Source organism: Mesorhizobium sp. M1E.F.Ca.ET.063.01.1.1, assembly GCF_003998155.1.
Taxonomy (GTDB): Bacteria; Pseudomonadota; Alphaproteobacteria; order Rhizobiales; family Rhizobiaceae; genus Mesorhizobium.
In genome coordinates this window covers 21420-45363 of record NZ_RZSC01000005.1, presented here as the reverse complement: position 1 = coordinate 45363, position 23944 = coordinate 21420, and the positions used below count along the sequence as shown (strand labels likewise).

Annotated in this window: 24 protein-coding genes and 3 pseudogenes; 9 read left to right on the top strand and 18 right to left on the bottom strand. The window is 58.6% G+C overall.

Translation table 11 applies throughout. The features are described 5' to 3' along the window. Positions 1–476: 476 nt before the first annotated feature. From queE to queC, 3 genes are read right to left on the bottom strand one after another with little or no spacing between them, the layout of a single operon-like run. Positions 477–1202: a 7-carboxy-7-deazaguanine synthase QueE gene (gene queE, locus EOA29_RS01640; protein ID WP_164747234.1), complete on the bottom strand. Its 726-nt coding sequence runs from the start codon at positions 1200–1202 to the stop codon at positions 477–479. Positions 1203–1207: 5 nt separating this feature from the next. Next, positions 1208–1564 (bottom strand): 6-carboxytetrahydropterin synthase QueD, encoded by a 357-nt coding sequence (gene queD / locus EOA29_RS01635; protein WP_063169374.1) that lies wholly within the window; start codon positions 1562–1564, stop codon positions 1208–1210. Beyond that, on the bottom strand, positions 1564–2262 hold the full coding sequence (queC, locus tag EOA29_RS01630; RefSeq protein ID WP_091599584.1) for a 7-cyano-7-deazaguanine synthase QueC: 699 nt from the start codon (positions 2260–2262) through the stop codon (positions 1564–1566). The genes queD and queC overlap by 1 nt, the downstream gene beginning before the upstream one ends. Before the next feature lie 128 nt (positions 2263–2390). Between queC and EOA29_RS01625 the strand changes: the two are divergent. Both EOA29_RS01625 and EOA29_RS01620 read left to right on the top strand, forming a co-directional pair. Next, positions 2391–3180 (top strand): annotated as a pseudogene (locus EOA29_RS01625) (HlyD family efflux transporter periplasmic adaptor subunit); the annotation flags it as partial. A 58-nt stretch (positions 3181–3238) separates the two neighbouring features. After that, a pseudogene (locus tag EOA29_RS01620) lies at positions 3239–3495 on the top strand (cysteine peptidase family C39 domain-containing protein); the annotation flags it as partial. 260 nt (positions 3496–3755) lie between these two features. On the opposite strand, the gene EOA29_RS01615 reads toward EOA29_RS01620, so the two are convergent. Next, a complete protein-coding gene (locus EOA29_RS01615) occupies positions 3756–4529 on the bottom strand; it encodes a serine protease (protein WP_164747232.1) in 774 nt (257 codons plus the stop codon). A gap of 220 nt (positions 4530–4749) precedes the next feature. Between EOA29_RS01615 and EOA29_RS01610 the strand changes: the two genes are divergently transcribed. Further along, complete coding sequence (locus EOA29_RS01610) at positions 4750–5040, top strand: hypothetical protein (protein WP_126057644.1); 291 nt, start codon at positions 4750–4752, stop codon at positions 5038–5040. Here the strand turns inward: EOA29_RS01610 and EOA29_RS41075 are convergent. The 6 genes from EOA29_RS41075 to EOA29_RS41070 all read right to left on the bottom strand — a co-directional run bounded on the left by EOA29_RS41075 (position 5037) and on the right by EOA29_RS41070 (position 8984). Then, a complete protein-coding gene (locus tag EOA29_RS41075) occupies positions 5037–5372 on the bottom strand; it encodes a hypothetical protein (RefSeq protein WP_187331497.1) in 336 nt (111 codons plus the stop codon). The genes EOA29_RS01610 and EOA29_RS41075 overlap by 4 nt on opposite strands. Before the next feature lie 44 nt (positions 5373–5416). Beyond that, on the bottom strand, positions 5417–5746 hold the full coding sequence (locus EOA29_RS42710) for a helix-turn-helix domain-containing protein (RefSeq protein WP_245466525.1): 330 nt from the start codon (positions 5744–5746) through the stop codon (positions 5417–5419). Next, on the bottom strand, positions 5632–5991 hold the full coding sequence (locus EOA29_RS43965) for a hypothetical protein (RefSeq protein WP_348628846.1): 360 nt from the start codon (positions 5989–5991) through the stop codon (positions 5632–5634). Before EOA29_RS43965 ends, EOA29_RS42710 begins: the two co-directional genes overlap by 115 nt. Positions 5992–6311: 320 nt before the next feature. Then, positions 6312–7346 (bottom strand): LLM class flavin-dependent oxidoreductase, encoded by a 1035-nt coding sequence (locus tag EOA29_RS01595; protein ID WP_091599482.1) that lies wholly within the window; start codon positions 7344–7346, stop codon positions 6312–6314. A gap of 27 nt (positions 7347–7373) precedes the next feature. Next, complete coding sequence (gene hisC, locus EOA29_RS01590; protein ID WP_091599485.1) at positions 7374–8570, bottom strand: histidinol-phosphate transaminase; 1197 nt, start codon at positions 8568–8570, stop codon at positions 7374–7376. 207 nt (positions 8571–8777) lie between these two features. Continuing rightward, positions 8778–8984: a hypothetical protein gene (locus tag EOA29_RS41070; RefSeq protein ID WP_127399749.1), complete on the bottom strand. Its 207-nt coding sequence runs from the start codon at positions 8982–8984 to the stop codon at positions 8778–8780. Between the two features lie 769 nt (positions 8985–9753). On the opposite strand from EOA29_RS41070, the gene EOA29_RS01585 reads away from it, so the two are divergent. Together EOA29_RS01585 and rpoN are read left to right on the top strand one after the other, a co-directional pair. Next, on the top strand, positions 9754–10287 hold the full coding sequence (locus EOA29_RS01585; RefSeq protein ID WP_029356553.1) for a peroxiredoxin: 534 nt from the start codon (positions 9754–9756) through the stop codon (positions 10285–10287). A gap of 69 nt (positions 10288–10356) precedes the next feature. Continuing rightward, positions 10357–11790: an RNA polymerase factor sigma-54 gene (gene rpoN / locus EOA29_RS01580; protein ID WP_091599489.1), complete on the top strand. Its 1434-nt coding sequence runs from the start codon at positions 10357–10359 to the stop codon at positions 11788–11790. On the opposite strand, the gene EOA29_RS01575 is transcribed toward rpoN, so the two are convergent. The 7 genes and pseudogenes from EOA29_RS01575 to EOA29_RS01550 all read right to left on the bottom strand — a co-directional run bounded on the left by EOA29_RS01575 (position 11787) and on the right by EOA29_RS01550 (position 18230). Next, positions 11787–12383 carry a nitrogen fixation protein NifQ gene (locus EOA29_RS01575; RefSeq protein WP_245468338.1) on the bottom strand — a complete coding sequence of 199 codons (597 nt, stop codon included), beginning with the start codon at positions 12381–12383 and terminating at the stop codon, positions 11787–11789. The genes rpoN and EOA29_RS01575 overlap by 4 nt on opposite strands. Positions 12384–12400: 17 nt before the next feature. Then, a complete protein-coding gene (locus EOA29_RS01570) occupies positions 12401–13453 on the bottom strand; it encodes an LLM class flavin-dependent oxidoreductase (protein WP_091599492.1) in 1053 nt (350 codons plus the stop codon). A gap of 138 nt (positions 13454–13591) precedes the next feature. Beyond that, positions 13592–15193: an SDR family oxidoreductase gene (locus tag EOA29_RS01565; protein WP_091599495.1), complete on the bottom strand. Its 1602-nt coding sequence runs from the start codon at positions 15191–15193 to the stop codon at positions 13592–13594. A 148-nt stretch (positions 15194–15341) separates the two neighbouring features. After that, complete coding sequence (locus EOA29_RS01560) at positions 15342–15929, bottom strand: nuclear transport factor 2 family protein (protein ID WP_236378846.1); 588 nt, start codon at positions 15927–15929, stop codon at positions 15342–15344. Positions 15930–16067: 138 nt separating this feature from the next. Then, positions 16068–16190 (bottom strand): annotated as a pseudogene (locus EOA29_RS42700) (ferredoxin); the annotation flags it as partial. A 29-nt stretch (positions 16191–16219) separates the two neighbouring features. After that, complete coding sequence (locus EOA29_RS01555; RefSeq protein ID WP_164746650.1) at positions 16220–17398, bottom strand: cytochrome P450; 1179 nt, start codon at positions 17396–17398, stop codon at positions 16220–16222. 517 nt (positions 17399–17915) lie between these two features. After that, positions 17916–18230 (bottom strand): hypothetical protein, encoded by a 315-nt coding sequence (locus EOA29_RS01550; RefSeq protein ID WP_091599500.1) that lies wholly within the window; start codon positions 18228–18230, stop codon positions 17916–17918. Between the two features lie 657 nt (positions 18231–18887). Between EOA29_RS01550 and EOA29_RS01545 the strand changes: the two genes are divergently transcribed. Next, the gene (locus EOA29_RS01545; RefSeq protein ID WP_091599502.1) at positions 18888–20120 is read left to right on the top strand and encodes an MFS transporter; all 1233 of its coding nucleotides are present in this window, start codon (positions 18888–18890) and stop codon (positions 20118–20120) included. A 249-nt stretch (positions 20121–20369) separates the two neighbouring features. Here EOA29_RS01545 and EOA29_RS01540 read toward each other — a convergent pair whose 3' ends face one another. Beyond that, positions 20370–21428, bottom strand: coding sequence for a ChuX/HutX family heme-like substrate-binding protein (locus EOA29_RS01540; protein ID WP_091599505.1), 1059 nt, complete (start codon positions 21426–21428; stop codon positions 20370–20372). A gap of 592 nt (positions 21429–22020) precedes the next feature. Here EOA29_RS01540 and EOA29_RS01535 point away from each other — a divergent pair. From EOA29_RS01535 to nifS, 3 genes are read left to right on the top strand one after another with little or no spacing between them, the layout of a single operon-like run. Further along, positions 22021–22341 carry an iron-sulfur cluster assembly accessory protein gene (locus EOA29_RS01535; RefSeq protein ID WP_091599508.1) on the top strand — a complete coding sequence of 107 codons (321 nt, stop codon included), beginning with the start codon at positions 22021–22023 and terminating at the stop codon, positions 22339–22341. A 17-nt stretch (positions 22342–22358) separates the two neighbouring features. Continuing rightward, the gene (locus tag EOA29_RS41065; protein ID WP_127284186.1) at positions 22359–22676 is read left to right on the top strand and encodes a hypothetical protein; all 318 of its coding nucleotides are present in this window, start codon (positions 22359–22361) and stop codon (positions 22674–22676) included. A gap of 12 nt (positions 22677–22688) precedes the next feature. Continuing rightward, the gene (nifS, locus tag EOA29_RS01530) at positions 22689–23903 is read left to right on the top strand and encodes a cysteine desulfurase NifS (RefSeq protein WP_091599511.1); all 1215 of its coding nucleotides are present in this window, start codon (positions 22689–22691) and stop codon (positions 23901–23903) included. Positions 23904–23944 lie beyond the last annotated feature (41 nt).

Sequence of the window (23944 nt, the reverse complement as noted above, 5' to 3'; positions counted from 1 at the left end):
ACGACGCCACGAAGACGTTGCTATATTTCACGTTGGGCCAGTGAGGAAATCGATCTTCTTTATGGAAGGCATTTACGCAATGGATGCATTCCCATGCACATCGCCGTTCTGTTTAGCAGCTGCCGTTGACCGGCGGGCCAGCCCCGTTGGGCGTTCTGGTGTCTGACAGTCGAGCGTCAGGCCGGACAATGAGATACATCGATAAGAGCTGAACAAGGATGAGGGGATGACGTGCTTGCGACGGAGGAAACAGTCAAGCAGGTGGGGCGAGAAGGCCAGTTCTTGCGGATTTCAACTTTGCGTGACGACAGCTCATCGGAGTCAAGGTGACACACGCCGGCAGCGGGTGTCCGGGCGGTTTCCAGCCGCACAATCGCGAGACCGCTGGCGCGAACAAAGCTCGGCTGTACTCGGCACGCGAAGAGAGCCTGCCAAGCCGTCGGAGCCCGGCCTTCCGGTGCGACGCAAGCCGCAGACTAGACCGCCCTCTTGTTACCCCAAAGCAGAACGTGCAGCTGCGGCAACACGCGGGCTTCGAACCACCTGTCGCTGGTCACCCTTTCGACAAGCCATTCCATTCGCATCATTATTCCGTCCAAGTCGACAGAGGCGTCTTCACTGCCGGGGCGCGGCGGCGTGTGATTGCCGGGTTGCAGATAGATCGGAAGGTGCGGATATCGCGCCGCGACTTCTTTGGCGTAGGCATAGTCACTCTCGTCGAAAACGACGAGCTTGAGCACGATTTGCGGCTTCTCTTGCGCCGCTTCGAGGCACGCCTCAAACGCAGCCCAACGGGTCGTCATTTCGCTGGACGGCGGCTTTGGGCTAAGGGTCAGCACGTCAAGATCCGCAAACCACTCCCTCACCACGGAACCCTGCGTTTCCAGTGCAAAACGATAGCCCTCGCGATGGCCTCGTTCTATGAGGGGACCGAACGGCTGAATGGCCGGGTTGCCGCCTGACAAGGAGACCATAACCGGCCTGCCGCCGGAAAGCGCATGGACGGTTTGCCACACGGCATCGATCGGCATCGGTAGCCATTCATGGCGATACTGATTGTCCACCGCGTGAAGGCTGTCGCACCATGAACAGCGATAATCACATCCGCCGGTTCTGATGAACACCGTCGGCAAGCCGATGAGCACGCCCTCGCCCTGGATCGTCGGCCCGAATATCTCGCTCACACGGATTACGGGATGCATGTCGGTCACGGACGGTATTCCGCCCAAGTTTTCGGTGTTTCGCTAACGCGCACGGCCGCGGTCTGCGGCAGACGTGCCTTGCACCATTCATAGAAATGTCTGGCCAGGCATTCCGCCGTGACCTTCTCATGTCCCAGCACGTCGTTGAGGTGCCGATGGTCGAAGCTCTCGTCAATGTAGCGTTTGAGCGGCGCCAGATCGTGATAGTCGCGCACGAAGCCGTGGGCGTCCAGTTCCTTGGCCGACAGCTCCACTACGACGACATAGTTATGCCCGTGCAGGCGCGCACATTGATGGTTGGGAGGCAAGGAGGTGAGCTGATGCGAGGCCGAGAAGTGGAATTCCTTGCTGATGTGGAACATTACGCGCGCCTCCTGCGCAGCGCCTCGAGCCAGAAATCGGCGTCCTCGTAGTCGGTGGGATCAGCGTGCCCGGCGAGATGGAACGCTTCGCGCCGCTCGACGCAGGTCCCGCATCGTCCGCAGTGACGCACGCCGCCCTTGTAACAGGACCAGGTCTCGGCAAACGGGGTGCCGTATCTTGCGCCATCCGCAACAATGTCAGCTTTTCCGAGATTCACATACGGTGCATAGAGGCGTATCTGCGCATAGCCGTCGAGCGCGCGGTCTTGCATTGTCTGGAAAGCTTCAATGAAGGCCGGACGGCAATCGGGATAGATGAAGTGGTCCCCACCATGCATGGCCGCCGCCACCGCTTCGGCGTTGTGGGCGGCGGCGAGACCGAAGGCGATTGCCAACATGATGGCATTGCGGTTCGGCACCACCGTAATCTTCATCGTGTCTTCGGCGTAGTGGCCGTCCGGCACGTCGACACTGTCGGTCAGCGCTGAGCCGGAAAGGCCACGGCCGATTTCGCCGATGTCGATGATCTGGTGCGGGACCTTCAGTCGCTGCGCGCAAAGAGCGGCGAAGCCCAATTCCTTCCTGTGCCGTTGGCCATAGTCGAAAGATAGAAGGCCGGTGAGTTCGTGCTCCGCTGCCACCATGTGAGCAAGGGAAACGGAGTCCAATCCGCCAGAGCAGACGGCGAGAGTCTTCATCATTGGTATCCTTGTTTTGACCGGGTAAGGCTGCGACCGGAGATTTCTCTGCGCCCCCACTACTCCAGCGACTCAATTTTGTGAACCGGGAGAATTTCCGCACAGCCCGATTGGAGCGAGCATGGGTCGCAAGGAGCGATCTTGCCGGTGATCTCGAAAACCTGATCTCCTCCGGCACGCAGGCCAAGGACCCGATCCGCCTCTCGACCGAATCCGCCAAAGCTGACCGCGCGCATTTCCTCAACTTGTTGCGGGAAAACGAATACGCCCGCACCAATGCCGCAGCGGAACTCGACCGTGCCAAGCGACTGCTTTCGGCTTCTGCAGCGCCCGCGAAAACTGTTGAAGAAAAGACTTTCGCCCTCCACAACATTGAGCTCCAGGGCGAGATCCTGGCCCGGCGAAAAATCGCCGAATGAAACCAGCAACTCTTCGACATCAACCTGCGCCTCAAGGAGCTCACGGCCACTTTGCATGAGCTCGAGAACGAGCGGGATCTGACTCATATTCGAGCCCCAGTACTCTTGAGCAATTCTCAGGCCTCACTTCCGGCAGCTACGTACAGGCCGGGCAAAACGTCGGTTGGGTTTCGCCGGTACCGAACTGGTGGTGGAAATCTACGTTCCCCCCAAAGACATCGCTTTTGTGCACCCGGGCCAGTCGGTGCATATCCAAATCGATGCCTACAAACTACAATCAATGGGGTGTCACTGACGCCAAGGTGCTCAACGTGGCGCAGGACTCCATTCTCCACGGCGGGAGCCCTTCTTCAAGGTCCCCCTTGCGCTGTCTCGCAACCAACTCGTCCTTAAGAACGGGGGCATCGCTCACCTGAAGAAAGGCATTACCGTTTGGGCACGCTTTCTCGTTGCAGGCCGCACTTTGCTGCAACTCCTCTATGATAAAGTCGACGATTAGCTCAATCCGCTCTACGCGGGCGACTAATCTTCAATTTCCAGACAGTCAGCGAGCCGCCATGTCAAGCAAGGTCAGCAAGTTTAAGCAGCGCGATATCACCGATTGCGGGGCGACCAGTCTTGCTTGTGTCGCTGCCTTCTATGGCCACAAGCTGCTTTTGTCGCGCATTCGCCAGCATGCCTCGACCGACCACTCTGGCACCACTGTGCTCGGTCTCTTGGAAGCTGAAGAAGGCTTGGTTTCTTAGCCAAGGGCGTGAGGGGTGGCTTCGACCGCCTCGACAAAATCCCCAAGCCCGCTATCGCGCACGTCGTCATCAAATTTGCGTTTGGACTTGGCGTCATACAGTGCCGCTGGATAGAGCCCGCCGCCCTGATCTCCGGCGGGTCTAATCAGAGCCCCCAGCTCCGCTGATGAGCCAGGCGCGGGTGCCTCGGGGCTTCCTAGCCTGCACAGCCTTCATGGGACATGGTCAGGATACCTGTTAGATGAACTCCGATTAGTCTGGACATTCTGCGCGTTCGGATACGCGGCAACGTGAACTTTCCACCCTGCACGCATCCCGACTCGCCCCCTCAGTCACCGGTATGTTTCGTGATCCACTCGCGATAATACGACACGCGCGTATACACACCGTATGTCCTTCCGCAACCGGCCCCACTCGAGACAATTCCAACCAAGATAGGGTTTTTGCCATGGGCTTTGGTCAGAGGACCTCCACTGTCCCCTTGGCAAGGATCGGTCCCGCCGCTTTCGGTTCCGGCGCACATCATCCCAGGAAAGATCTCCTCCCCATATTTGCGGCTGCACGTTTTGTTGTCGACGTATGGGACCTTGCCCTCTCGGAGCTCTTCTGATTCCTCTCCACCATGTCGTGTAACTCCCTTACCCGTCACGGTAAGGAGCTCGCCATTAGGAATGTCCATCCGGGGGGTAGCAAGGGGAATGGCCACTGCGGGTAGCGTACTGCGCACCCGCACGAGCGCCAGATCATGTTTGAATGTCTTCGCGACATATTCTTCGTGAACAATAAAGTCCGTTACATCTAACGAAACGCCATTCTTCACAAAGGCCTCGACCTTGGTTGCACCCGCTAAACAGTGTGCCGCTGTGAGGATCCATTGGTCTCCGATCACCACTCCACCGCATAGATAAGATTTATCCTCTCTGACAATTTTATCCTCTGTGACAATATTGAGTTCGACGTACCAAGGATGCTCTTTAGACGTGGTCCGCTTGCCGCGGACGATATCGAGCCCGCCTTGTACAGAAGTTTGAGCATGGGCGTGTTTTCCACCAAAAAGGGCTGCGAGCGCGCAGAGGGCATGACGACGGGTGATGGGGGGCATCGGTTTCCTCGTACTATTTGCATTACATCGTGCGGCCGTGTGCCGTTGGCGCGCCACCCTGCCTGCCCACCCATTAGCTGGCAACCCTCGTCTCGGATGTGATTCAGAATGCCGCAGGCAAACATGCTTTGTCCTCGATAGGACGCTCTGGTTGCCGTGGGCGGACGACTTCTTCGGAAAGCGCGACGACGGCACGGGGTCCGTTATAGGCAGGCTCTCCATGCTGATGCAGCTCGAGACCCTCAGGGTTACTCGCCGCGCCGATGGCTCTCATGGCCAAGGCCGACGGCTCACGAAAATATGTCGGGGCCGCGGTGATCGGTCTGAACCGCGCCATGAAGGAACGGCTCTACGAGCGCGTCGCCGGATGCCCGGCCGGGCGCGCAAAGGAATTCCGATCAAGAAGCCGAACGCGCAGTGGATCAAGCCCGGCCTGGTCGGCCACATCAGCTTCCTGAAAGGCGAGGGCGGGCTGCGCCATGCCACTCTGACCGATGTTCGAGAGGACTAGTCGGCCCCGCAGATCGGTTCACCGGAAGGCATCCGAGCTGGCGCTCGGCGTTTTTTTAGCGCTTTGGCTGTTCGGGGTCGTCTGAGACAAACGACCCCGATGACCACGTCCATAACAGCTTCCAAGAGCGGCTTGCTGTCTTCGTCGCGGGCTTCAACGGTAAGGCGGCGGCAAATGACGGTGGGGGTGACTTCCCGCGCATAGTCTGTCAGCGCGGCGAAAGCCTCGAGCCTGACGGAATCCATGCCGCCGGCTAACCATGTCCCTTCAGTGTCGGAAAAGAGCCGATCATTGTTGCGTACGTCAAAATAATTAAGGGAAAGGGCGGCCATGTGATCTCCTATGGGCTCACTGCTGTCGAGGGTCCCTACAGCCTTCAGCGGAGTGGACTGCTACCGATAAGCCTTTCGTACTCGGCTTCCGGTGGGCCATAGCTGCCATCGGCCAGTTTGATCAGTCCTTCCCAATCACGGATGACGATCTTGCCGCACGTGGCGCGGATCAAGCCATTGCCTTCCAGGACCTCGATGGCGACGGTTACGCCCGGCCGCCTCACGCCGAGCATGATCGACAGGAATTCGCGCGTGAGTTTCAGCTCGGGGCCAGCGCGATCCTCACACAACAGCAGCCATCGGACGAGACGGCTTTCGAGCCCCTGGCGGGCGTTCGCGTGAGAGCGGTGTAGCTGGTCTGCACCATCAGGCATTGCACGAAGCGCAGAAGAAACAGCCGCAGGGTGGGACTTTGCTCGAGTGCCTCATGAAAGGGGGCTATCGGAATGCGCATCGCCTCTCCGGCGAGCTGGACGACGCAATCATGCGGCGCCAGATTGTCGCCGAGGACGACAACCGTTCCTGTCATGCCTTTGTGGCCCAGAATGCCGGCTTCGGCATCCCGGCCGGGCGCCATTTTGGCGATGATAGAGCCGAAGCCCTCCTCTATGAAGTACACGAAGTTGATCGGCCTGCCTTGCTGTTCAAGGCGATCGCTCAGTGCCAGTTCGACGTGCTCCAGATCCGGCGAGAGCAGGGACCCATCCTGCTGGTCGAGCAGGCCAAGAAGTCTGTTTCTGTATGGGGAATTTGCGGAGTGCGGCACTGCAACCGTCGCGGCAGGAATGTCATCGGGACTGAAATGGGCGAGGGCTGCAGTATCGCGGTCGGCGACCAAGCACCGGCCTAGTGTTTACGCCTGACACAAGAGTCCGGCCCCCACAACCGTTTCGGAATGAGCAGCAGCGCTGCCGCTGCTCCTCCAATCACACAACGGATTCACGATGCGGCAACTCGAGCCATGATTTCGGATCGAATGGTCGATGCGGTGTATAGCGAGGCATCCAGCGGCAAATCCCCAAATGCCAGTTGACACAGAAGATAATTAGCACCTGCCTCTTCCAGCTGATCAAGGAGAGCTTTTCGGACAGAAGCTGCCGTTCCCACGACGCACAATTCACTTTCAATTGCTGCATCGAAGTTCAAAGGCAAGTTTGGTGGAGTGGGAATGGCATTTAGTTCGTATAGAAATTTGAAGCTCTTGAGCCATCGTTCATAGGCAGGTGCTGCGAGCAAATACGCATCTGTTTCAGAACGCCCTATCACCACCATTCGGAGCAATCCAAGAAATGGCGCTTGGTGGCCAATGTCAGCATCGTGAATTCGGGCGGCGCGGAACGCGTCGGTAACGCTGCGAACAGAAGTGGAAGGTCCGACGCAGGCGATGTTTGCCCCATTCGCGGCGGCCCAGCTAGCCGGCTCGGGTCGATTGGTGGCGATCCATGTCGGCGGCTGGGGATATTGGTGAGGTCTCAACGTCAGCGGAACGTCTTTCAACTCAAAGTGGCGGCCCTCATAAGAAAGCGTCCCGCCTTTCATCGCATTGATGAGAATCTCGCTGGCCTCCGTGTACTGTTCTGGTGCTGCTTCTACAGCAACCCCGAAGTATCCCAATTCAGTCGGAGCAGAGCCGCGCCCTATGCCGAGTTCAAGCCTGCCGCCGCTCAACTGATCAAGCATGCAGATCTCCTCGAAGGCACGCAGCGGATGATAGAGCGCAAGTAGCATTACCATGGGACCAACACGAAGACTGCGGGTTCGCTGGGCGACGCTCGCTAAGAACAAATTCGGTGATGGACCTCTGCCATGTGGCGTACAGTGGTGCTCTGCGAGATGATACGCATAAAAGCCATAGCCATCGCACGCTTCTGCTAGGCTCAGCCGATCTGCATATTGTTGGGCGATGTCATCGCCGTTTTCGTCCAGATGATCGAAGATGCCGAAGGTTAGGCCCGAAGCGAAAATTTTCGTCAATTAATTATTCTCCAAATTACCTATGATTTATCCACTATTGGAAACATCATAACTTATAACACATCGACACTTATTACTTAATACATTTCCAATGCAATGTGAATTGACTTCATGCTTGCGCACACCGCGATTCCTCTTAAAGTTCATACAGACGTGTTTGGCGGCAGCAAGGAATTTGTCCATCTGCTCTGTGCTACCAATGCTGACGCGAATGCAGTTCTTCAAATCTATGTCAGGAAAGCTGGCGATGAGGATCTTCTGCTCTTTCAACGCGGCTTGCCAGCATGAGCCCTCCTGTCCCGCCGGCACACGGGCCAGCAAAAAGTTTGCGTGGGAGGGTGTTACGGAAAAGCCAAGTTGCAACAGCGCCAGGGTCACTCGCTGTCGTTCATGCTTGATGTGCCTGTGGTTCTCTTCGTAGGCGTGGCGATGCGCAAGAATGCTTTTCCCGACCGCCTGCCCGATCACGTTCATGTTGAAGACATTCTGGATGTTGCGCAGCCTGCCAATGATTTCTGGGTGACCGAAACCGAAGCCGACTCGCACGCCAGCGGCAGCATAGCTCTTTGAAAAAGTCCTCAAGATCAAAAGATTCGGATGTCTATTGACGAGGCGCAGGGCATGGTCGGGTGCGAAGTCAACGTAGGCCTCATCCAAGACGATCAAGCGATCTGCTTGCTCCACAAGGCGTTCGATTTCGGCCACCGGCACGAATGTTCCGGTCGGATTGTTCGGATTAGCCAACAGAATGAACTTCGCGTCTTTTGCGGGGCCGGACAGAAGTTTTTCTATCGGCAGGGGATGAGCTTCGCTCGATGCGATTTCGAGAAACTCGGCACCCTGTAACATGGCAAGTTTACGGTTGAACGAAAATCCGGGCGACAGCATCGCCACTGTATCTCCTGGGGCGAGGAAAGCTCTGTAGATGAGTCCGAGCAGTTCCGACGAACCGTTGCCGGCAATCACCTGATCTTTGGAAAATCCGTAAGCGTCGGAGGCAGCTGCCCTTAAGCTGAGATTGTCGTCTTCCGGATAAAGATAATGGTGTTCGATCGCAGCAATTGCACTTTGCATTACGCTCTTCGGCAACGGAAACGGGTTCTCGTTCGTATTTAGCTTAACGTAATTTGCATCCGTCGCTGGTCCGTTGGACGAGAGAGCATCTAATTTGCTGGCCACCGGCGAGAAGAGCGAAAGCACGGTCTTCAGTTTTGCATCGCACATGTTCTTCTCCGTTTTTCAGTCCCGCAGGGCATGTGACATGAGGCAATCGTTGATCGTGACTTGATCGACGTTCGGCTATGTCAGCGCTGCCTTCCCACCTTGGTGGGATCGCCGACCACGGTTTGGATTTGACACCGGGAAGCTGTCGAGAACCTGATGACGACCCAACGTGTGGCCGACGGCCGATTCGGCGCAACAGACGGTGTTTCAACATCGCATCGTCGTCAAAGCCGCATGCAGGGCCAGCACGACAGCCCGCCTCCAGCGCCCGCAGAAATAGGTGGAAACCGAGGTCTTGCCGAACCTCAGTTGCTCTGCCACCTCGCCCACCGGACTGCCCTGTTTACGGGTCAGGCGCAGGATCGTCCGGGTATCTTTGACGCTCGTTCGTCTTGCTTGCTTCCGTCTTGGCATGGGCTCTCTCGGTTCGCTGATGAGAGAGCCAAATACCGGCTCATCTGAGCATGAGACGCGGGCCTGACGATATGGAGCGTCTCTGGTGGCGCGCGTAGCCAAGAGGGTTCGCCTCGCTGGCGGGGCATGCAAGACGGCGCACCTCCTTGGCTATCCTGTCCCATCGTCTCAACGACTTCGCAGAGGTTGATATTCTGCAGTGACTTTCGTCTCGCTGCTGCACGGCATTGACGCTGGGAGCCATGCTCGCGTGGCGCAATTGTGCTGAAGAACGGTGCCCACGGCAACGTTTCTTAACCCGCCCCAGGTCCTGGCGTTTGGCTAATTTCCGACATTCGTGTCCGGCTTCGGACAAAGGCCGGGTTTGCCGAACGGAGTCCCACCCAATTTCCAGTGCTGCTTGAGCAATAATATCGACCGGCATTACTGCACAACACGAAAGTTGCTGCAAAAACCGAAGTGAACCCAAGGCATGGGGTCAATTGGCATGGCGCTTGCGACTCGGTCGCTAGAACGCAGTCAAAACCACGGTTGGAGACCATGCCTACCTCTCAAAGCTCGATAAAGCACGCGAGCAAACATTCCCCGTCCCCGCGGAAAACTGGAAGCTCGTCGCCGTTAAACGTCCCTGCTCGGGGGCGGTCTTGCACAAGACTGGTCCGAGGCAACCACGCCAGGGCGAAAGGCTGCCGGAACTGTCCACCGAAGTCGATGCCGCTTCAGTTTAACCGAAAAATGCACCGTACCACTTTGGCCTGGGAGCAAATCAATGACCGATAGAAAGAACGTTCCTCTCGTGACCTTTCGCACGCGTGTTCGCGATGAGTCGATCGGGGGGCCAAATCCTTATCGGTGGGAGAACAAGACCTCCGACGATTATTTCGGGGGCAAGCGCGTTATCCTGTTCTCGCTGCCTGGCGCCTTCACCCCGACCTGCTCGACCTTCCAACTGCCCGATTTCGAAAAACTCTATGATCAATTTCTGGAACTGCGAATTGACGCGATCTACTGCGTCTCAGTCAACGATGCTTTCGTCATGAATGCGTGGGGAAAGTCCTTGGGGCTGCAGAAGATCGAGCTGATCCCAGACGGGTCGGGCGAGTTCACGCGCAAGATGGGCATGCTGGTCGCGAAGGACAATCTGGGCTTTGGCATGCGCTCCTGGCGATACGCCGCTCTGATCGACGATGGCGTGGTGGAGCAGTGGTTCGAGGAGGAAGGCTTCTGTGACAACTGCGAGACGGACCCCTATGGCGTTTCATCCCCGCAAAACGTTCTCGACAAACTGAAGGCGGCGGCATGACCCAGAAGTGGCAAGTCTCACACAACCCCAGCACACACTAGAGCCTCCTCGGCAGATTACCGGTTCAACATGCATCTCTCAGCAAGCCTGCTTCAACGCCAGAAGCAACGTATGGTCTTATCGCCTCAAGCCATTGAAGCTATTCGCTTGCTGCGATTGACGCATACTGAACTCCATCAGCTCGTGGAGCAGGCACTCGAGAAGAACCCCGTTTTGAAGCCTGACCCGTTTGACGACGTTTCGCCGCTGTCAGGGGTGGATCAGCGGAGCAGTCAAAGCAGAAGCGAAATCGGCGAATCGCCCATTGGCGGGCCGTCTGGCGGGCGCGGGCAATGGAAGTCGCAACGCAGTAGCGGCAACGATCGACCTGCCGTCGAGGAGTTTACCGCCCACACCGAAACATTGCACGACCATGTCGCCCGCCAGGTCGCCCTCACCCCGTTCACCCCGCAGGAGCGGCTGATTGCCGGACAGCTCGCCGCCCATCTGGAGGACACTGGCTATCTTCAGGTAAACCTTTTCGATCTGGCCGGGAGGTTAAACGTTCGGCAAGCTGATGTGGAACGGGTCATCGGAATCTTGCAGCAATTTGATCCGCCGGGGATTTTTGCGCGAACTCTCAGCGAATGCCTGGAGATTCAGCTGCGCCAGCAAGACCGGTTCGACCCGGCTATGGCAGCTTTGGTCGCCAATCTCGAGATGCTTGCACGGGGGGATTTTCAGGGATTGAAGCAGCGTTGCGGAGTCGACGAGGAGGATCTCCTCGACATGAGGAACGAAATCCGCGCGCTCGATCCCAAGCCTGGAGACCGGTTCCAGTCCGGGACGCCGGAAACCATCGTACCGGACGTCTGGGTAATGCCCAAGTCCGAAGGTGGATGGCGGGTGGAGCTTGATCCGGCCACGCTGCCCAAAGTGTTGATCAACCACACCTATGTCGCCGAAATCTCGCAGCTGACCAATCAAAATCCGGAAGGCAAAGCGTTTCTCGACCATTGCCAGGAAAAAGGGAACTGGCTGATCAGCTGTCTCGAGCAGCGCGCTAAGACGATCCTTAAGGTTGCGACCGAAATCGTGCGCCAGCAGGATGCCTTTTTTACACACGGCGTCGCCCATCTGCGGCCTCTCTGTCTCAAAAATGTCGCTGACGGGATCAAAATGCACCAGTCGACGGTAAGCCGGGTGGCTTCGAACAGGTACATGTTAACTCCGCGCGGGGTGTTCGAGCTGAAGTATTTTTTCACAGCGACAATCGCATCCTGCGAGGGCGGCGACGCGCACTCCGCCAAATCTGTCCGCCATCGGATCAAGGCAATCATCGCCGAAGAATCGCTCGACAAGGTACTTTCCGACGAAGACATCGTTGCTCAGCTCAAGCAGACCGGCATCAATGTCGCTCGCCGTACCGTCACCAAATATCGCGAGGCGATGAACATCCCTTCCTCCATACTACGGCGCCGTGATAAGCGGTTGTCCGCAGCTGCGATCAAGCGAAGTGACTAACCGGCATTCCTGGTCGGCGAGAGGCGACTCTCAACTTCCTCCGGGCCGAAGCAGCTTTCGAAGTCATGGCATTCCCGACAACTGGGTGCAGTGCATGACGAAAAGCCTTCGGCCTCACACAGCTTGCGGTAAAAGTACTTTTTCCATTTCATGTTTTCTGTGTTGCCTGCCGCCAGCGCGGGAAAATGTCTGGCAAGCAGGCGGCTGAGCTCAGCGCGATTTGAGAGGCCAAGATCCCGCCAAAGATGGTCCGTGCGCATCGCACGCCGGGCGATGATCTTGGCCAAGCGGGCGCTCGCCGGGTCGCCCGGCGCAGCATGCGCTAGCAGCAGCCGGCGCAGCAGCTCCTCTTCCAGTTCCGGCTCGGGCTCGCTCAACTCCTCCAAAGCGAATACGCTGCTGGAGGTAGACGGGAAAGTTGCGGCCAAGACATCACGCAATTCGACAGACGAAAGGCCTGTCCCCTCCGTCGCCAACACCTCGCCCGCCTGGACCTCCTCAAGCGAACGCGAAAGCACGCAGGGCAGCACATGCTGATCGAAGCTCCTCCCTAGCTCGGACCCACGCCATTGCGCGCGTGGATAGGCAGCCATCATCGTAACGGCCGGCTTCAGCTTCCGGCATGACAAAGCGCCTTGTTGACCGCAGGGATGATCTTGTCGCCCCAGAGCTCGATCTGGCGCAGCATCGTCTTTTGGTCGAAGTCGCCCAATTGAGTCTGAACTGCGATCTGGTCCGGTTTCAAGACATCGATCTCTTCCAGCAGGCGATCAATCACGCGATTTACGCTGCCAATCGGCAAATTTTTGCGCATGGTCTCGAAGGACAGATCCTGCTGGGTCGGTGTCTCCTGCAGCAGGTAGCCATCGTGGCTCTGTTGGCGGCGCTGATGCAGGGCTTCAGAAAGCCGGCGCTGGAAGCGGGCATTGTCGAGATAGCTGTTGATCTCCAACTCGTCGTGGCTGGCATAGCAGCAGCGCAGCAGCGATATCTTGACGTCGGTGACGTTCTTTTCCTCGGATGCCGCCGCCCTCTCGACTGATTCACGCAGTGTGGTCAAAGTCTCTAAGCCGTCGTGGAAGGCTGTGACAAAAAAATTGTGCCCCTCGCGGTAGGCCCGAGCCATCCGTGCGGCTCCGCCAGCGATCCAGATAGGCGGCGTCGGCTGCTGGACTGTGCGGACCGAAATCGCTGTTGGGGGGATCTTCTCATACTGGCCGTCGTGTTCGAAGACGTTTTGGTTGAGGCCCTTGAGAATGATGTCCAGGTATTCCGAAAAGACGGCCGGCGCCTCATCGATGTCCACGCCGAACCGTTCGAACTCGAACTGCTGGTATCCCAAGCCTACGCCGAGCTCGAGACGGCCGTTCGCAACGATGTCGGCGAAGCCGATCTCGGACAGCAGGCGCTGCGGTTGGTAAAGCGGCAGCACGCAGACGGCAGTGCCCAGGCGAATCGTGCTTGTCAAGCCGGCGCAGTGCGCCACCATCATCAGCGGGGATGGTATGAGGCTGTAATTGTTGAAGTGGTGCTCAGCAAACCACGCGGTGTTGAACCCAGCCTGCTCCGAAGCGACGGCCTGTTCGATGGAGTTGCGGATGACGCTTTCTGAGGATTGGTGATAGCCACGCTGGGCGGCCAGAATGAAAGTGGCAAATTCCATGATTTCTCCTCGTTATAGACACGTCAGCCGACCGGGAATGTGCTCGGCATGCGCATGCTTGGATCTCAAGCACCTCGGGTGCGTCGTGGAGCCGAGGCTTCATAATGCTCGGCCGGTCGCCCTGCGAATGCCTGGCAATTAACCTGCGGCCTCCGCAAAACATTCGTCATAGAGTTCGCTGGCGTTTCCCGCATCACCGAACGAGGTCCAGCCGCCGTCCACGTAGAGGATCGAGCCGTTGATGTATGAGGCGTCAGACGAAGCAAGGAAGAACGATGCATCTGCGACGTCTTCTGGCCGTCCCATCCTGCCCATGGGGATGCGTCGTCCGATTGCTGCCAGGTCGATGCGGCCGGCTTTGGCCAACTGAGCAAGTGCGGGCGTGCGGATGTGGCCAGGAGCGACGGTGGCTGTCCGAATTCCGACCGGGCCGAGTTCGGCCGCCATGCAACGGGTCAGCATATCCATCCCCGCCTTGGAGGCGCCGTAGGCATGGCGCGGCGCGAACGGCAGAAAGCTGTCGATCGACCCGAGATTGAGGATCACGCCGCCCGGGCGCATAGCCTTGATCGCTTCGCGCGCGCAGGTGAAGGCGCCGGTAAGGTTGACATCCAGGACGTGTTCGAGCTGTTTCGACAGTTGCTCGATCGCAGGCACAATCCTGTCGGCGGTATCAGCACTATTGACCAGAACATCGATATACCCGAAGCGTCGCCTCAGCTCTTCGAACATCGACACCACATCGCTCTCGACGGCCACGTCCAGCGATTTCGCCAGATGCTTGCCGGGGAGCGATGTAGCCAGCTCTGCCGCTGCAGTGCCATCTTTATCAGCAATCACGACGGTGTCGCCGTTCGCGGCAAAGCGGCGAGCGACGGCCGCGCCAATGCTTTTTGCGCCACCGGTGACGAGCACGATTCGCGCATCTGTGCATTCGGCCGGACAGGAGAGCTCGGCTTGGAGCGCACTATCCACCGGCGGGTGAGCATCCCCCGGCTGGTTGAATGACATCCAGCCTCCGTCGACTGCCAGCACCGAGCCGGTGATGTAGCGCGCCTGCGTGCTGCTCAGAAAACGCACGACCCTGGCGATCTCGTCGGGGCGAGCCAAGCGCCCCATCGGCACGCGGCGGCGTATCGCCGCGAGGTCCATTTTGCCAGCGCGTGCCAGTTCTGTGACCATTGGGGTGCGGACGGAGCCCGGCGCCACCGCCGTGACGCGGATTCCTCGCATAGCCCACTCGCACGCAAGGGACTTTGTCAACGAGATCACGCCAGCTTTCGAGGCTGCGTAGGCGTTGCGCCTGGGATTGCCGACCACGCCCGCCATCGAAGCCACATTGACGATCGCACCGCCCGGCCTCATGCGCCGCGCCGCTTCCCGGGCCATAACGAATGGCCCAATAAGGTTCACTGTCACGCCGCGTCGGAAGGTATCGACAGCGGTGTCGATGATCCTATCCATCGTGGGTCCAACCGCCGCATTGTTGATGAGGACATCGATTTGCGCGAACCGTGCTTCGACCTGGCCGAAAAGTGAGAGCATGTCCTTCTCTCGCGACACATCGCACTCCAGACCGACGTGCGGCGACCCGAGATCCCGAGCCAGTTCAACCACACCACTGCCCGGAAGGTCCACCGCAACTACAGTGTCTCCGTCCGCGGCAAGGATATCGACCAGGGCACGGCCGATCCCGCCCGCGGCGCCTGTGATGATTACGGTGCGTGCTGCCAGTTTCACGAGAGCTTCTCCACGATGACCGCTTGTGATCTCAGCCCATCGACCTTGGGCGGAATGAAGGGTCGAGCCAAATCGTTGCAGTGACCGCCAGTTGCGGCCCCACACAGATCTCAATCCCGCAAGGCGCTCATCCTCCATTTCTACCCACTTATGCAGCTCCCAGTTGGGGACCCTCGACGCCATCTTGGTCGGTGGGGATGTGACGCTTGAGCAGCTGGTAGATGGGATCGTCTGGATGTGGTGCTCCAATCGGCTGTCGCCGGCCGAACCTATCTGCCTCAAGAATCGCTGGCGGGATTTGCTCCTCAACCCAATCGTAGACGACTGTCCGTTCCGCAATTCGCCACTCGTCCTGCCTCTTCTGAAACAGATCGCAGTAACGGCCGCAAAGCAGCGTCTGACGTATTTCTTGGTCTGTATCCGGTCCGCGTTGCAGCGCGGTGAAATAGCTCTCGACCGCGGCCTCTGCTGAACTGATGAAGTCGATCAGGCTGTTCGTGATTTGATGGATGTTACGCTGCCCCGGCAGACCGAGAGCAAATTGGATGAAGTCCTCTGCCGGTCCGCAATAGGGACCGTGCCTGTCATACGCTTCGGGCCAGTATGCGCTACGCAGCGCCGCCTCATCGGCGCGGTCTATCCCGCGGCAGTACCGATACAGGCAGTTGCGGATCGCCTCTCGGTCACGCAGTTCGGTAATTTTCGCGTGGTCGACAGGTTCTGTCGCGAATTGTATGATTGTTTTGTCCTTCCCGACGCCAGTCTGCACTTTGCGTGTGTCTCTCTCTACAATTGAGTTAGCGGGGGGCTCGTCAACTTCCAGAGCTTGTTCGGGGCAGGCTCTTACCCCTTGTGAGGCAAGCAGTTGCTCCCCATCGGCAACATCAATATCACCGGGCAAGATGTAGCCGTCGTCATCAAGCTTGAAGACTCTCGGCGCCCGCGCCAAGCAGCGCGCATGACCCTGGCATCTGGCTTTGTGTACGATGACACGCATAGCGAACTCCAATGTCGTTGGCGGAAACTTCAGGACCAGTCCAGGATCAGATTCTCGATCCCGAACACATGGCCGCCGAAGGTGATGGGTTCAGTCCCTGTCTTGATCCGAAAGGCTGGGATGCGCGCCAGCCACTCCTCCAGGCCAATGACAATCTCCCGCCGGGCAAGGTGTGAGCCAAGACAACGATGGGGACCATAGCCAAAGGCAGCGTGCCGGTTGTCCTCGCGCGCCAGATCGATCTCATTCGGGTATTCGAATTCCGCCGGGTCACGATTGGCAATCATCGTGGCACAGGAAACATAGTCTCCCTTGCGGATCGGCGCGCCTTTGAAGTCGACATCCTTCGTTGCCACTCGGATCATCTGAATGGTCGAATAGGCGCGCAGCAATTCTTCCGCGGCGACGGCAATCCGGTCCGGTTCGCTTCGTAGCAATTCCTGATCTTTGGGGTTGCGCGCGAGATGGGCCAAGTCGAAGCATATGGCTGCTGAGACCGTGTCGAGCCCCGCGACGAACACAAGCACGCCGATGCCACGGACTTCTTCGTCACTGAGCAGACGGCCCTCGACCTTTGCCTTCACGATGAAGGTCATGAAATCATCGACCGGCTCCTTGCGGCGCTCGGTGGCAAGTTCGTCGATGAAGGCCACGATCGTCCGGGCTGCGGGTGGTCGTTGCTCCTTATCGCCGTGGAGCAGATCTCTAGCCCAGCCGACAAATGTTTCTAGTCCGTCGTCCGAAAGCCCAATAAAGCGAAGGAAGATATTGACCGCGAACGGAACTGCAAAATCCTTCATGATGTCGCAGCTCGTGCCTGATGCGGCGATCCTGTCGATCAGCTTGATCGCTCGTTCCCGGACAGCCGGCTCCAATGCCATTACCCGCTTTGGCGAAAGCAGCGGATTGAGCAGTGAGCGAAAAACACCGTGGAATGGCGGATCGAGCTCAAGCGGGATCATCGGCCAGCTCTCGCCGAGCACAGAGGCGAAGATGCTGCGATGGCTGGAAAACGTTTCGGTGTCCTGCAGCACCCGGCGCTGGTCGCTCGCGCGAGTGATGACCCAGGTACCCCGACCGTCGCGCGTGTTGCTGGTTGAATAAAAGATCGGAGGCCCGGCATGAACGCAAGCAACCGCTGCATGCGGATCCCCGTTGGCCGTCGGCAACATGCCGGGCGACGTAAACAGGCTGAAGTCCCTCACCATTTCGGGCGGGACATGATCTGGAACCGGCCGCGATTTAACCGCGCCAGAATCGAGAGACCGTTCATGAGATGCTGTCGGCATTTGCATGCAATCGTTGGTGCAAGCTCCGTGCCGAATTCGTCTTTCGATAATCCTTGCCGTTTGCTGGGCAACAGGTGGCGCCTGTGCTGACTTACTGGTCGGGATTGCAACATTCTTGTCCAGCGTCGGACACAGAATGTAGAAAGCTAGACACCGACTTGGAGCAACTCAATTGGTGGGATCGCTAGCCGATCATGTGCCCGGGGAGCATCCAGTTCGAAAGGTTGCGCTAAGCGGTTTGGTGACTTGGCCGAGGTCACCCAGGTGGAAATGACCAACACTTGTTCGTGAGCCTAGTGGCGCTCCCCTCGATGATGTCTGGCGGGGTGGTTAGCCGCCTCCGTGGGACAAGGTCAGTCTACAAGAATGGGCTATAGCCTCTCCTCGCCTGCCTCATTGGCCCTCCTTCAGAGCCGGCCACACGAGCTTTCGTCTTTCAGCACGGCGTTTTCTCGCCAGCTACCAGAGCCACACCGATGCCGTTAATGAGCGTCCAGTCGAGGGGTTGTGTGGCCCTGTCCATCTTGCCCAGCACCTTGGCTTCGCATTTGCCGGTGCGGCGGAAAGCCTTCAAGACGCAGTTCTTGACCTTCTCCAGATCAGCCTCGGACGGATATCGGCAAGGGTTCAGCTCGTCCTTTTGAACTTGCGCATCTTCGTGTTGGCGAACCCCAGGCCGCCCGACATATTTGCGGCCTATCCGGCACCTCAACTTCGAACAACCTTGCGGCAAGCTCTTGGGATAGCCCACGCTCGTGCCTCCACCACCCGCTCAGCAGAGCCAGATTTGTCGTTGATGGCACGGTACTTGCGCAGTCATTCGCAGACGCGTCACGGACCGAGAGTGTCGTCCCATGAATTCAATCACCAAAAAGGCCGCCCGACGTTGCTGGGACCGCCTGCAATTACCTTATCCCAGAATTGGGAGCAACGGCTTCAAAAGGGATAACTCATCACCTCAATTCTGTCGATCGCGCGGCCATCGAACCGCAGCCATCGATCAGACTTCCGCCTCGTTGCACTCATTGCGACCGCCTTGGTGCTTGCGACGACCGCTCAATTCTGGCTGCCAGGATAACCGCATATGGCGACGGAACTTCCTGCTTCAAAGCAATATAGAGATCGTCGATCATCCCCCCATCAAGGCCTCGATCGAGGACACCGCGTTCGGCTTGCTTGGTTCGCAGTGAACAGGCCGCACTTCGACGGATGCGATCGATGCGACCGCGCCGAGAACTCTCCCGCATTGTCGACGGTTGTGTCCGTCGGCCCTCCGATGAGGCCTCGGATGCGTGGGCGCCGAGGCCTCGACTGAGGCCGACTGGCCGCCGCCGGAAGGTCTAGCGGCTTTGATCCCCGGCGATATAGCCACCCCTGCTGCAACAGCTCCTAGCTGGAGAACTCATTCATGACCGAATCGGCGACAGATTTAGTGGACGCGGCTCTGTTCGACCGAGATCGGCTTGACCCAGAAAGTCCCTATCAACGGTCTGGCCCCGCATGGGGTGCGATCATTTCGCTTTCCTTCGGCACCTTCGGGCTTGTGACGGCAGAGTTTCTGCCCGCCAGCGTTCTGACACCGCTCGCGCATGATCTCGGTATCAGCACGGGCACGGCTGGACAGGCGCTAACAGCGACCGCAATCGTCGCGGCGATCTCGGCACCGACAATGGCCATCGTGACAAAGCGTCTGGACCGCAGGGTCGTCATCTGGGCGATGACGCTGCTGCTGATCCTGTCGAACGTTCTGGCGGAGGTTGCGGGGTCGCTGCCGGTGTTGCTGGCGGCACGCGTCGTCCTCGGCATATCGCTCGGTGGTTTTTGGTCAATTTCGGCAGCGTTGGCAATGCGGCTGGTTCCAAGTCACCTCATGCCGCGCGCCATGTCGATCATCCTCACCGGCGTTTCTGTCGCCTCCGTCTGCGCGGCTCCAATCGGCGCTTATGTCGGTGACATTTGGGGATGGCGAGCCTCGTTCAAGGTCGCCGCAATCGTGAGTGCCGTTGCGCTGCTCGTGCAACTCGTAACCATTCCGCCACTGCCTCCGATCGAAGTGCGCAGATTCCGCAGTCCGCTGGATGTCGCGAAGAATCCGACGATGAAGGTTGCGGTCCTAGTCGTGCTATTGGTCGCTTCCGGCCATTTTGCCAGCTTCGCCTACATCCGCGACTTTCTCGAGAGCGTTCCTCCGCTCGACAAGAAGTCGATCCCGCTCGTGTTCCTTGCTTCTGGCACGGCCGGCGTCTTCGGCAATTTAGCGGGCGCATTCCTCACCAAACACAGTCTCAAGGCAGTCGCGGCCCTGCCGCCCCTGCTCATTGCCGTAGCCGCTGTCTCGCTCCTGACTATGGGAGCATCGGCCTTGACCTCGGCAATTGCAGTTGCCGTATGGGGCTTTGCTTTTGGCGCGGTCCCGGTCGGATTGCAGACCTGGATGGTGCTGCGCGCCGCTCCGAAACAGGCCGAGAGCGCTGGTGTACTGATGGTCATAGCCTTCCAAGTGGCGATCGCAGCCGGCACAACTTTCGGTGGCCTATTGGTGGATCACACGGGCATTGCCAGTGTCTTTCTCTACAGCGCGGTTGCCACGTTCCTCGCTGTCTTGACAGTATTTCTGCTCGGCCCGAACCGCAACAGCTGACCGCCTGGTGGGGAGTGACGACGGTCGGTGGCGTTAACGCTATTGTCACCTCTGAGCTCGGCCAAAGGCCGCGGCTTCGTCGTAACCATGCCTTCGATGGGGCAGCGCCAAATTGCTACCTGCTCATCGCGTTATGACAATACAGCGCGCTTATTGCGTCATCGTGTTCCCGATCTCGGCTTCAATGCCCGGCTACTCGCTGCGGAGGCAGATGGGCGCCGGCGTCCCACCGACAACGATCGGTCTTTCTCATGTAGCTGTTCTCATGTAGCTGTCGGGGAAACGCGGCAGGTTTTCCGCCAGAACCCGCCAGTCGTCGCGCTCGCGTTCGCCTTCCTTGCGCGCACCGAACAACTGGATGATCATCTTGCCGTCGGACCCATATGCTTCGAGCGAGGTGACGTGACTGTCATTGGTCGGCTTGCGCACGGCCCAAACCTCACGGATTTGGTGGCTCCTGAGATGCAGCCGGAAGGTTTCGTCCAGCACATAGATGCACGGCCCGATCTGCTTGACCGACTTGATTAAGCCGGAATGGGTCTGGATAGAGCCTCGGTTGCCGACGAAGCACATGATCGGCAATTCGTCTTCGGCCGCACGCTGGAGCACGGCGCCAACTGCAGCATTGTCGAGCAGCCAAGCGTAATCCTGGCCTACCATGCGCAAAGCCTGGCAGCGGCTGAGCTTGAGCGTCTTCAGAAGGTTGACGTCAGTCAGCCGGCTCCAGTGCTCGCGTAGGTCGTCCACCGTGCCGGCCCGGTCCGCAGTCCTCGCGCCCAGGTCGGCTACTCTCGCCTTAAGCGACATGGTCGGCTCCTGGTTGGCGGATACGAGCTCGGCCACCAGCTTTCGATAGGCATGAAGGTTGGAGACCGGCCTGAGATGCACCTTATGCACTGCTGCGCCGGCGGCGTCGAAGAATTGCAAACTGCGCTGGATTCCGCCGCGATGGCGCCTTTCAACAGCGAAACCATACCTCCAAGCCTGCGGGAAGACGCGAAGGTCGAATTCGTCACCAAGGACCATGGCGTGATTGTTGCCGGTTATCACTTTGTTGAAGACGCCAATCTTTTCGTGCACGGCACCTTGATTGCGGGTCAGCGCCGTCACTTCGCCCACGAATTCGAGGCCCGTCAGCAGGTGATTGACGCGCGGGTCGATGCGTGCCGCGCCGAAACCGCAATGGGCCGCGACCAGTTCCGCTTCCGAAATGCCCAATTGGGCGGCGAAATCACGCGCGGGAATGCTCGGACAGACTTCCCACGCACGCCGGATTTCGTTGGGCGACCGCTTCTTGCGCTGATCCATGTTTTTAACCCCGCCCCGTTCTTCTTTTGACGATCGGTCGAAAAAAGGGCCTCAGGGGTGTGCACGGCGGACGCGATTGATCGTCAGGCACACGCCAGTCGAATCCTGTCTCCGGGCGGTCAGCGGCCAATCGCCGGTAGAGAGCGATTGTTGGGTGGTCGGCGCCAATCGGCCGATCGAGCATTCGGGTTCCACCGGCGGTGCTGCTTTCCCACACAAGGCGGGTCTGAGGGAGGAGCGACATATTGCTTCCTTCGTTCTTCGATTGCGAGGGCAACCCAAAGGTGAATCGGCCGGCAATTTTGCCGCCGCAACGAAGGCTCTCAAAAGTCGTGCCAGTTGCTCCGCGGCAAGCTCTGAACATCTTTGGCTCTGTTCATTGCTTTACGCGTGAGTGCATCGCGAACTCAGGCGCCCCTCCTGTGACGCGGACGCGACAAACCCGACAGTAAGTGTCGGTTGTCGGACGTCTCCCCAGCAATCGAGCATAGAGACGTCGGGATGTCCTACCGTTTTTACACACGTCTTCCCTTTGGCACGGTTCATGCGAGATGATCCGCGAAAACGTCACGGACCGAGGAGAAATCGAGCCATGATTACGCTCACCGACAACGCTGTTGCCGCCATCAAGGCCGCTCTTTACCGCGCCAGCGAGCCGGCGGAAGGATTTCGCATCATGGTCCATGCCGGCGGCTGCGCCGGCTTCCAATACTCAATGGGCCTGGAGAGCGTCTCACATGAGGGCGATACGATCATCGAGCGAGATGGGCTCAAGGTGTTCATGGATAGAGGCTCCCAACCCCATGCCGCCGGCATGACCGTCGACTTCGTCACAGGGCTCGAAACATCCGGCTTTGTTTTCGATAACCCCAATGCGCAGGAGAAGTGCAGCTGCGGCAAGTCCTGCAAATGATTGCAGGGGAACAGGCTATGTTCGACTATAGCGACGCCAAGGAATACTGCGTCAAACCGGTAACCCCCGGCGCTCTGGAACCAGCCGACACGCACTGTCGGCCCGGAACAATTGCGTTCGGTGATGTGCCAAATCGCGATCATCGATCGTTGCCGTGGGCAAGCAAACAACATTGCCCGAAACAGCTGAATTCCCGGCGGATGCCGCCACCAAATGGCAATGTCGGCAGCGACCGGTCAGCCAAGCCATCGCTCGCCCGGCCGCCCACCTCACCAGATACGATATGCGCCAGAGGTTCAATGGCCCGCCTACCCTTGAATCATTTCAGCAGTTGAAGGATCACTCCCATGAGACCTGTCTATCTCGACAACAACGCAACGACGCGGGTTGATCCTGCAGTCCTTGGAGCGATGTTGCCTTTCTTTACGGAGCAATTTGGCAATCCTTCGTCCATGCACGCCTATGGCGCATCGGTTGCTGAAGCCGTGAGAAAGGCGAGGCGGCAGTTGCAAGCCCTCATCGGCGCGGGATTCGAGGACGAGATCATCTTCACCTCGGGCGGGACTGAAAGCGACAGTACAGCCATCCTTTCGGCGCTCGAGGTAATGCCCGGTCGAACGGAAATAGTGACTTCCGCGGTTGAACATCCGGCCGTTCTGAAGTTGTGCGCGCACCTTGAAAAGACGCGCGGCGTCAAGGTGCACATTATCCCAGTCGATCACCACGGCCGGCTCGACCTGGACGCCTACAGAACCGCCCTCACCCCACAAGTGGCAATCGTCTCGATAATGTGGGCGAACAGTGAGACCGGTACGATCTTTCCCGTGGTTGAGCTTGCCGACCTAGCCAGGGAAGTCGGCGCGCTTTTCCACACTGATGCAGTGCAGGCGGTCGGAAGGTTTCCGATTGAGCTGAAATCGACCGCGATCGACATGCTGTCGCTCTCCGCCCACAAGCTGCATGGTCCAAAGGGGATAGGCGCGCTTTATGTAAGACGTGGCGTGCGCTTCTCCTCCCTGATCAAGGGTGGCCACCAAGAGCGCGACCGGCGTGCAGGCACTGAAAACACACCCGGCATAGTCGGACTGGGCATGGCGGCCGAACTCGCCTTGAAATTCATGGACGAGACAACACGAATAAAATGGTTGCGCGACCGCCTTGAGAACGGGATCATCCAGCGCATCCCAAACGCATCCATCAACGGCGATCCGCAGGAGCGATTGCCAAACACTGCAAACATTGGATTCGAAGGTATCGAAGGCGATGCAATCCCAATTGTCCTCAGCCGGCTGGGAATCGCCTGTTCCGCCGGGTCCGCCTGTGCCTCTGGCTCAATGGAACCGAGCCATGTTCTGATCGCTATGAACGCGGCATGTGGGGCAGTCCGCTTCTCCTTGTCGCGTGACAACGGCGAAGATGACGTAGACCGCGTGCTTGAGGTCCTGCCTGCGATCATCGAGAAACTACGTGCCGTTCCCAGTGCTGGACTGTGCGGGCGAGGTGCAGAACACCTTCATTCCGGCCCGGGCCCGAGCGGCACAATAGCCGACGCCCACTCATGAGCCGTGAGGACTTCCTCAACGTGACGACCCTACGCAATGGA

Excerpts from the sequence above, each read along its gene's own strand:
- queE (WP_164747234.1), bottom strand. The coding sequence starts at position 1,202 with ATGCATCCCGTAATCCGTGTGAGCGAGATATTCGGGCCGACGATCCAG.
- queD (WP_063169374.1), bottom strand. The coding sequence starts at position 1,564 with ATGTTCCACATCAGCAAGGAATTCCACTTCTCGGCCTCGCATCAGCTC.
- queC (WP_091599584.1), bottom strand. The coding sequence starts at position 2,262 with ATGAAGACTCTCGCCGTCTGCTCTGGCGGATTGGACTCCGTTTCCCTT.
- EOA29_RS01615 (WP_164747232.1), bottom strand. The coding sequence starts at position 4,529 with ATGCCCCCCATCACCCGTCGTCATGCCCTCTGCGCGCTCGCAGCCCTT.
- EOA29_RS01610 (WP_126057644.1), top strand. The coding sequence starts at position 4,750 with ATGCTGATGCAGCTCGAGACCCTCAGGGTTACTCGCCGCGCCGATGGC.
- EOA29_RS41075 (WP_187331497.1), bottom strand. The coding sequence starts at position 5,372 with ATGGCCGCCCTTTCCCTTAATTATTTTGACGTACGCAACAATGATCGG.
- EOA29_RS42710 (WP_245466525.1), bottom strand. The coding sequence starts at position 5,746 with ATGCCTGATGGTGCAGACCAGCTACACCGCTCTCACGCGAACGCCCGC.
- hisC (WP_091599485.1), bottom strand. The coding sequence starts at position 8,570 with ATGTGCGATGCAAAACTGAAGACCGTGCTTTCGCTCTTCTCGCCGGTG.
- EOA29_RS41070 (WP_127399749.1), bottom strand. The coding sequence starts at position 8,984 with ATGCCAAGACGGAAGCAAGCAAGACGAACGAGCGTCAAAGATACCCGG.
- EOA29_RS01585 (WP_029356553.1), top strand. The coding sequence starts at position 9,754 with ATGACCGATAGAAAGAACGTTCCTCTCGTGACCTTTCGCACGCGTGTT.
- rpoN (WP_091599489.1), top strand. The coding sequence starts at position 10,357 with ATGCATCTCTCAGCAAGCCTGCTTCAACGCCAGAAGCAACGTATGGTC.
- EOA29_RS01575 (WP_245468338.1), bottom strand. The coding sequence starts at position 12,383 with ATGGCTGCCTATCCACGCGCGCAATGGCGTGGGTCCGAGCTAGGGAGG.
- EOA29_RS01570 (WP_091599492.1), bottom strand. The coding sequence starts at position 13,453 with ATGGAATTTGCCACTTTCATTCTGGCCGCCCAGCGTGGCTATCACCAA.
- EOA29_RS01555 (WP_164746650.1), bottom strand. The coding sequence starts at position 17,398 with ATGGTGAGGGACTTCAGCCTGTTTACGTCGCCCGGCATGTTGCCGACG.
- EOA29_RS01545 (WP_091599502.1), top strand. The coding sequence starts at position 18,888 with ATGACCGAATCGGCGACAGATTTAGTGGACGCGGCTCTGTTCGACCGA.
- EOA29_RS01540 (WP_091599505.1), bottom strand. The coding sequence starts at position 21,428 with ATGGATCAGCGCAAGAAGCGGTCGCCCAACGAAATCCGGCGTGCGTGG.
- EOA29_RS01535 (WP_091599508.1), top strand. The coding sequence starts at position 22,021 with ATGATTACGCTCACCGACAACGCTGTTGCCGCCATCAAGGCCGCTCTT.
- EOA29_RS41065 (WP_127284186.1), top strand. The coding sequence starts at position 22,359 with ATGTTCGACTATAGCGACGCCAAGGAATACTGCGTCAAACCGGTAACC.
- nifS (WP_091599511.1), top strand. The coding sequence starts at position 22,689 with ATGAGACCTGTCTATCTCGACAACAACGCAACGACGCGGGTTGATCCT.